This is a genomic window from Mycolicibacterium fluoranthenivorans (genome assembly GCF_011758805.1).
In the GTDB taxonomy this organism is placed as follows: domain Bacteria; phylum Actinomycetota; class Actinomycetes; order Mycobacteriales; family Mycobacteriaceae; genus Mycobacterium; species Mycobacterium fluoranthenivorans.
The window spans coordinates 409,931-417,646 of record NZ_JAANOW010000005.1 but is presented as its reverse complement, the minus strand read 5'-3'; the positions used below and the strand labels follow the sequence as shown (position 1 = coordinate 417,646).

Sequence of the window (7,716 nt, the reverse complement as noted above, 5' to 3'; positions counted from 1 at the left end):
TCGTTTCGCGACGTTTCAGCGCGCCGAGAAGTCGTATTCCAGCAGGTAGGCAGATGCCACCTTCACTGTGTCGCACACCTCGACGGCTACGTCGTTGGTGTCATAGGCAGTCCGAACCACGGTGAGAACAGGCGCCCCTGGCGGAAGTTGCAAGGCGCGGCGTTCTTCGGGAGTGGGCATTCGGGCGCCGACCTCTTCAGTGAATCTCGCGAGGGTGTGGCCGGCCTCTTCGAGGCGCGCATAAATGCCGCCCGGCCCGGTATCGGTCTGTTCGATCTTGGTTCCCCTGGCGAACGCGGCAGGAATGTAGGAGGTCGCGGTTTCGACTGGTTTGCCATCGGCGAGGTAGCGCCGTGATCGGACCACGACTTCCTCGGCAGAAGGCAGTCGAAGGCGTTCGGCGACAATCGAATCCGGTGTCTCGCGCGTCACGGTGATGTTGTCGACCTGAGGTGCGTAGCCGGACTTCTCCGCTTCGACGGTGAATGCTGCTTTGCCGCTGGTGCGATGTTGCCGCGCGAAGCGATCGGATGCGAGCCGCCGAATTGGGGGAGCGGGTCGCACGAACACGCCCCGACCGTGCTCGGAGATCACCAGGCCTTCGGCGCGCAGTTCTTGTACTGCCTGGCGGACTGTCATCCGCGCGACCCCGAAATGCTCGATCAGCTCGGCCTCAGAGGGCAGACGCCCACCAGCTTCGAGCTGGCCAGAACTGATGGCGCCGCGCAACATGCTGGCGATCTGCCGATATGGCGGCTTATCGTCCGCTCGGTCGATCTGGCCAAGTTGCAGCACCTGAGAGCCTCCCCATACATGTCTAGGCGACTAGTCTAGGGAAACGACACGTCCCCTGTCACTACAGAACCAGGACGGAGAGGGAGTCTCGCATGGCAGCCACACCGAAACATTCGGTCAGCGTCGCCGGCATCGTGGTCCGCGATGATGGCCGGGTCCTCGTCATCAAGCGCGACGACAATGGCCACTGGGAGGCGCCGGGGGGAGTCCTCGAACTGGATGAATCCTTCGAGGCCGGTGTTCAGCGTGAGGTGCTGGAAGAGACCGGCCTTGAGGTTGCCGTCGAGCGGCTGACGGGTGTCTACAAGAACTTGACCCACGGAATCGTCGCGTTGGTATACCGCTGCCGGCCGGCCGCTGGTGAGCCCCACGCAACCGACGAGGCTCGGGAAATCCGTTGGATGACAAAGGAAGAAGTTCAAGGAGTGATGGTACCGGCGTTTGCGGTGCGCGTCTCGGATGCATTCGAGGAAGCGCCCCAATCGCGGGTCCATGACGGGGTCAAACTCGTGTAAGGGGGCGTCACGCAGCAGGATCCTTCAGAGTCTTTAAGCATTGCCGGATCGGAACGCGTTATTGGCCGAAGTGAAACGAATTACACGGGCGATTCAACGAAGACGTCTTCCGGAGATTGCGTGACCCAACGAAAACTACGCGCTACCCGCAGCATCCTCCGAGGCCGTGGCCCTAAGCCGTTCTGCCAGCATGCGCGCGATAGGGGAAGCTACGGCATTCCCGATGGCTCCCATCCCGCGTGACCTTGGTACGGGAAACTCGTAACTATCCGGGAAGCCCTGGATTCGAGCGGCTTCTCGTACAGTGAGGTAGCGAACGCGGCCATCGTCGAAACGGATCATCGCTTCGCCTCCGCTCACTCCGTGAACGCCGGCTTTGATAGTCTTTGCGGGCCAGTCGAATGGACTGCCAGAATGCTTTGGATAGACTCGAGCTCCTGGTACACCGCGGTGATTTGAAACACCGATGGCCTCAATACCATTCAGCGGTTCAGGCAGTCCGCGGACCGCATCTCGGATCGTCTGCCAGCGGCCTTTGTCGGGCCGTCCGCGTTCCTTCAACTGGCCAAGTCGAAACTCCAAACCTTCAGGCTGCTCAGGCATCGCCAATTTGTGATCAGCCCAGTAGTCGCCGGTCACCCACTGGTCGTAGAGGAGTGCATCACGCGAATGGTCGCCGTCAATGTTCTCCGGAAATGTCTCGGCGCCCGGCAAGTCATCGCGTATCGCGATCAGGAACACACGTCGACGGGCTTGTGGCAATCCGAAGTCGGCGGCGTCAAGGAGATGCTCACGTACGACGTAGCGCAGAGAACGAGGACGTGCCCTTTGAATGCGGCCGTCATGGTCAGTCCAGAGCTCCCCGTCTTTCGCTACTACAGTCGGCTTTTCGAGTTGACGCTTGATGTATGCGAAGTACGGAGCGAAAGACGGACGCGTCAAGCCCGGAACGTTCTCGAAAATGACAAACTTCGGCTGGAATTTCCGAACCGCATCGAGCGCTGCTGGAAACATGTTGCGATCGTCTTCGTCACCTGCGTGAACGCCTGCGAGTGAAAAAGGTTGGCACGGTGGGCCACCTGCGACTAAATCGACATCGCTAGTCTCAATGGTCGGCCGTTTTAGCCATCGCCTGACATCCACTTCATGTACGAGCTCTTCACGCCACAGATCCGGCTGAAGTCGGGCGTTGTGACGCAATATTGCTGCCGCAGGCTTGAACCACTCCACTAGGGCAAGGTGTTGAAACCCAGCTTGGCGTGTACCGAGCGCCATACCACCGCCACCTGCGAAGAGTTCGACGGACGTGAGCGAGCCAGTCATACAGCCTCGCCCGTCGTCTGGCTGCGGACCACAGCTTCAACGCGATCCGCCGCCCCACTGACATCCTTCTCGATGTCAGATGCCCAGATACGGATCACGCGCCATCCGGTCGCCGCTAAACGCTCATCCACTTCGCGGTCTCGTTCGATGTTCCGCCGGATCTTCTCCTTCCAGAAGTCGGAATTCGCGTGCTCAAACTCATCTTCGAACGAAGTGAATCCACGGACTTTCCAGCCATTGCCATGCCAACGGTCACCGTCAACGAAGCACGCAACACGAGCAGGTCCGAAAACGATGTCGGGCCTTCCGGTGAGAGTGGAGGTTAGTCTGTAACGGAGGCCGCGGCTATGAAGTTCGCGCCGCAGCAACATTTCCGGCCGAGTATTGGCATTCCTGACGGCGGCCATAATCCGTGAGGTCATTGCCGGATCGCGCGTCATAACTTCTCGCCATCCAAAGGCCTCCGGTGCGCGGCTTGGTAATAAGTGATCTTGATCGCGCACCGCCCAGCGATGCGTGAGTGCCGTACCTTATCGGCTTGGGGGATCGGCCGCTCCATGGTCTCCATGAGGATGATGCAGGCGGTGTCCTGCGGATGGTCGGCCAGGTAATTGATCGATGCCCACACAAGGTGGCGAAGATTCTTGGGCGACTCCCAGGAAACGTAAGTCGTGACTCCATCAGCGATGGCAAGGCAGTGGAAAGGCTTCACGCCATAGGAGTTTGTGATCACCGATGCACGGGCGCCGAGTGCGTGGGTCACTAATTGCTCCGGTGTGGCGCTAGGTGACCCGCCGAACTTTGCGTATCGGCCGGCACCAAGGCACGCGCGTCCGTACTCCTTCATCGGGCCATCTTTGATCCAAGAGCGCGCGTTCTCACTACTCATGTATTGAGTTAGCACGCCGCCGATTTCGGCGTCCTTTACCCATTCGTCGTACTGGGTGGTTCGAGCGCTCGGGGGGAGATACCCCCAATCAATCCGGTGCGCTGCGTCGTATAGCGCCTTCACCACGGAGTCGAGTTGGTCCCGCGGAACGCGGCGGGAATCGCTACTCATGAGGCTGGCAAGTCCGGGTCGATAAACTGCAGTCGCACATCATCATTGGCGGTCTCCAAGTCAGCTGCGTCTAGTATCCACTGCTCTAAGAGTGACTCCACTTTGGCGTTGCTGAAAGTGATGTGTGGCTGAGGAACGTGAGAAATGACTTCAATCTCCTCGGCGTTAGTTTGGCGACGAAGGTTTAGGAGTGCCGCGACTCGTCGAAGGTCACTGACGAAATCGAGTGCGATTACTTTATGTTTGCCCTCACGGAGTCGAAGTCCGCGACCCAACTGTTGGACGAAAATCCGGCGGCTATGCGTAACACGGGCAAAGCAGATGATGTTGACATCTGGCACATCGACTCCTTCATTCAGGATGTCGACAGCCGTCAGAATCGGTACGCGTCCAGAACGAAAGTCAAGAAGTCGTAGCTGGCGCTCACGAATCTTTAGACCATCATGAACGGCTTGCGCTCTTCTCCATTCCGGGCTCCGACGAAGAAGTTCGGCCATGCGCTCCGCATGTTCCTTTGTCTGGCAAAAGACGATCGCGCGTGGGTCGAGCGTAGAACGCCAGGCCTCCGCTAGCTCATCGACAATCGCTTCGTCACGCTGCGGAAGGAAGAGTCTGGTGTTCAATTCCTTCATAGAGTACGAACGGTGTGAGACATCTTTGACGACTTCCCAATCAATGTTGTCCAAGAACAACCGGTAGTCGACCTGAGCGAGATAACCCAGTCGCATACCATCACCGATGCCTAGCTTGTAGGAAGCTGCGCCAAAGTGATTCTCAATGTCGTAGCTGTCACCCCGCCACGGTGTGGCAGTCACGCCGAACTGGCTGACCTCAGACAGTTCACCGAGCAATCTCCCATACTGTCCGTCTTCTCCGACATGGTGCGTTTCGTCGATCATTACAAGCGATGGCCGGTAGCCGGCTAGCGCAACGTTGAGTGCGCTCGCGACGGTTGCAAAAGTCACGCCCCGAAGGTCTTTCGGCTTCTCGTCCCCAGTCAGCACCTGCGTCTTGACGGTCTTCGGAAGGTGACGCCACATTGCGCGCTCAAGTTGCGCCACAAGATCCTTCGTGTGTGCGACCACGAGGATATCGGCCTCTGAATCGAGAGACAGGTGGTGCGCAATCACCTCGCCCCCCACCACGGTCTTACCCAGACCAGTCGCGAGAACCAACAACGCCCGGCCTTCGGTGTCCAGGTCATCGACTAGCGCGGCAACCGCATCGCTTTGGTAGCTGCGCAGCCGAATTCGCGCAGGATGGCACGGGGCCTGCTCCCAAAGTTGTTGAAGATCGACCCCATTCCAGAAGTCGATGCGTTGGCCAGTACGAGCCAGCACTTGCGCCCGAGAAATCGCATCTCGGCTCGGCCGAACATTGGTGACGACTACGCCCCGGTCGGCGCGGTAGTGATCCATTGCCGCGGACACTTCGTCAACGGCATTAGCGGGTACGCTCCCTTTCTTCTGCCACTTCGCCTGAAATACCCACTGCTGACCGGCGATCGTTCCCAACAGATCACCGCCGACGTCACCCGACCCATCGATGTTGACGATGTCGGTATAGCGAAGGAGACCCAGTAGACGCTCAACTTGCACAGCAAACCGCCGCTCACCGCCAATGATGAGCTGCTGCGGATCAACAAAGCTCTCAGTCATCGGGAGCGTCTCCGGTGTCTACGAGTTCGTCACCAAGAAGCCGACAACTTAACTTTCCTCGGTTCAACTCATCAGGGCGCCGGCGTGTTTGGTGTTCGGCTAACTGTCCGACGTCATTCAGATATCCGATTAGGCGATTGACCGTCAGTGCGCGTGCGTGATTGTCGGTGAAGCTGGAGTAGGAAGCACGAAAAACCTTGGCGTCGAGAAACTCTCCAGGGCGCTGCTGGATCAGCCGCGATAGTGCCGCCGACGAAGCGTAGCGAATCCAGTCCCCGCTCTCTCGAACCTGCTGCCAATCGCCGTCGAGTCCTTCCTGCGCGAAGCGCTGTTCGGCGGCGGCCTGCTCGGTCTCGACTACATAGGACCAGAAACCCTCGGAGTTTCCAGCGATCACAGGCCGCATCGCGAGCCGCACGCGGTCCAGCAGTGAATGCGCTCGCGCACCGAGAGCACTCGGTGTCAGCCTCAAGTCGGGCAGACACTTGGCCATTAGATCCGCGGCAATTGATGCGAGGTTCTGATGGCTGCCTCGGCGGTCCCGGATGTGCTCGGCGATCCCGAGCACAGCGTACTCGCGAGGGTCGCCGCCGAACTCTGTGAACAGTGCATGGTCGAAGTCCACGAATACATCGACATCGGTTCCACGCTGTTGCTGGACATAGACCGGAACCCGCTCGCCGTTGGTATCCGCGACCTCCGTGCCATTGAGCGCATACACAGTGACTTTCAATGAGCTCCCAAAGCCCGGCAAAGAGTATTCACCTGAGATGTCGTGAAGCACCGATCCAGAGTCGCGGTAGCGATCCTGCTTCTGATCCTCTGTTTCACGGGGTGGAGTTGGGTCGCCGGGTTGCGGTTGCGAGTCGGTCGGGTCAGGAATGTCGAGTCGGGAACGAGCGTCGGTATCGCTGCCTTCGTCGGTGTCGTTTGCCTGATCTGGGACGACCACCTTTGGTTCATCATGCTGGGCGGCTGCCTCGTACCAGATATGATCGTCCTGATATTCGGGATCACCTTTGCGGAAGAGCTTGGCCCATTCCCTTGCCTTCTCGTGGATCGCATGGGATCCGTCTCCAGGCACAAGGCACTTCAATCCAGGATCCATACGGCGATAACCAGTGAAGAGGCGTCCGATCGGCGACTCATTCGGCGAATACCCAGCCGCGCGGGCAATGTTCGGTCGCAACGGACCTTCGCCACGGAGAGTGCGGACGACATGCTTCCACTCAATAGTGTTGCGCTCAAACGCATTCTTCTGATAGTTCACCCGAACGTGGTCGATGTGGATCTCACCCACAATCCGACCCTCTGGGGGAACTTCGATCGGATACTCGACCTCTGGCCTTGCCCCAGGCTCGTTGGGGTCCTCCCATGAGAATAGACTCACGTCGCGCAGCAGAATCTTGCGACCGTTTCGGAGGAAGTCGATGCCGAAGTCTGATTTATGCGAATAACGTTGAATTCCAAGCCATCCCGTTATGCGACGTTCTCGCTCTTCGAGATCACTACTACCGCACTCCTCACACTCACGAGACGCGAGATCCTGCCAACGGCCGCACGATTGGCAGGCCATCAGTGGCGGCATCTGCTTGTTGATCGGCACATATGCCTGGTACTTTTCGCCACGCTGCACGACGAACCGATCCGACCCCCAGATGCACGGCATCAACGGCTGGACGGCCTTCCCATCGACGAGTAATGAGAATTGTCGTTCACGGAGCAGATAGGAGTAGACGTCACCTAGCAGGTCGCGAATCTTGTTCTGCTGGCGGGAAAGAAGGTCGTGCTGCTCCTGTTTGAGGTCGCTGACAATGATGTGCGTTCCGTGCTCGGCGGGGTCATCCTTCGGCTCGTGGATCACTGGGACGATAAAGTTGTCTTGGGAAGCCATCTCCCGTAGATCGATTGTCACCGTGATCCATTCAGGATCTCCGGCGCGCGTTGTGCGGATTGTCGTCGTATTTCCAAGACGGGCGGTGGCGATATTGAATCCCATGCCGAAGAGGCCGAGCTTTCCGTAGCGGGCATTGCTGGACCAACCGGCCGATAGCGCATTGTTGAGATGTTCGCGACTCATGCCGCGCCCGTTGTCGTTGATCCAGACCTGGGCGTCGCGGTGGTCGGAGGTCCTGCTCGGGAGCGTTATAGCGACCGTGGGAGTGACATCGTCAGGTGGCGCGGTCAGGAAGTCGTCAAAGGCGTTGTCGATAAGTTCAGCAAGACACTGCCAAGGGGCAAATTCGATGTCTCCAAGGACAGCAAGCAACCGCGGGTGCGGAGTGACATCGATACTCTCGTCGCTGATGGTGACCTGCTCATCGACCATAATTCCGCCTTCCGCCCTTCATGCTGTAACGGCCTC

At 58.7% G+C, this 7,716-nt stretch carries 7 protein-coding genes; 1 reads left to right on the top strand and 6 read right to left on the bottom strand.

Translation table 11 applies throughout. The features are described from left to right. Nucleotides 1-15: 15 nt before the first annotated feature. Nucleotides 16-795, bottom strand: coding sequence for a GntR family transcriptional regulator (locus FHU31_RS30900; protein WP_167163036.1), 780 nt, complete (start codon nt 793-795; stop codon nt 16-18). A gap of 92 nt (nt 796-887) precedes the next feature. Between FHU31_RS30900 and FHU31_RS30895 the strand changes: the two genes are divergently transcribed. Then, entirely contained in the window at nt 888-1,310 is a 423-nt protein-coding gene (locus tag FHU31_RS30895; protein WP_167163035.1) for an NUDIX hydrolase, read from the top strand. 135 nt (nt 1,311-1,445) lie between these two features. Here FHU31_RS30895 and FHU31_RS30890 read toward each other — a convergent pair whose 3' ends face one another. The 5 genes from FHU31_RS30890 to FHU31_RS30870 are packed head-to-tail and all read right to left on the bottom strand — an operon-like array spanning nt 1,446 to nt 7,680. Beyond that, nucleotides 1,446-2,633, bottom strand: coding sequence for a DNA cytosine methyltransferase (locus FHU31_RS30890; protein WP_167163033.1), 1,188 nt, complete (start codon nt 2,631-2,633; stop codon nt 1,446-1,448). Then, nucleotides 2,630-3,073 carry a very short patch repair endonuclease gene (locus FHU31_RS30885; RefSeq protein WP_167163031.1) on the bottom strand — a complete coding sequence of 148 codons (444 nt, stop codon included), beginning with the start codon at nt 3,071-3,073 and terminating at the stop codon, nt 2,630-2,632. Before FHU31_RS30885 ends, FHU31_RS30890 begins: the two co-directional genes overlap by 4 nt. Next, nucleotides 3,070-3,693: a hypothetical protein gene (locus FHU31_RS30880; protein ID WP_167163029.1), complete on the bottom strand. Its 624-nt coding sequence runs from the start codon at nt 3,691-3,693 to the stop codon at nt 3,070-3,072. Before FHU31_RS30880 ends, FHU31_RS30885 begins: the two co-directional genes overlap by 4 nt. After that, entirely contained in the window at nt 3,690-5,351 is a 1,662-nt protein-coding gene (locus FHU31_RS30875) for a DEAD/DEAH box helicase family protein (RefSeq protein ID WP_167165129.1), read from the bottom strand. Before FHU31_RS30875 ends, FHU31_RS30880 begins: the two co-directional genes overlap by 4 nt. Next, the gene (locus FHU31_RS30870) at nt 5,344-7,680 is read right to left on the bottom strand and encodes an ATP-binding protein (RefSeq protein WP_167165127.1); all 2,337 of its coding nucleotides are present in this window, start codon (nt 7,678-7,680) and stop codon (nt 5,344-5,346) included. Before FHU31_RS30870 ends, FHU31_RS30875 begins: the two co-directional genes overlap by 8 nt. Between the last annotated feature and the right edge of the window lie 36 nt (nt 7,681-7,716).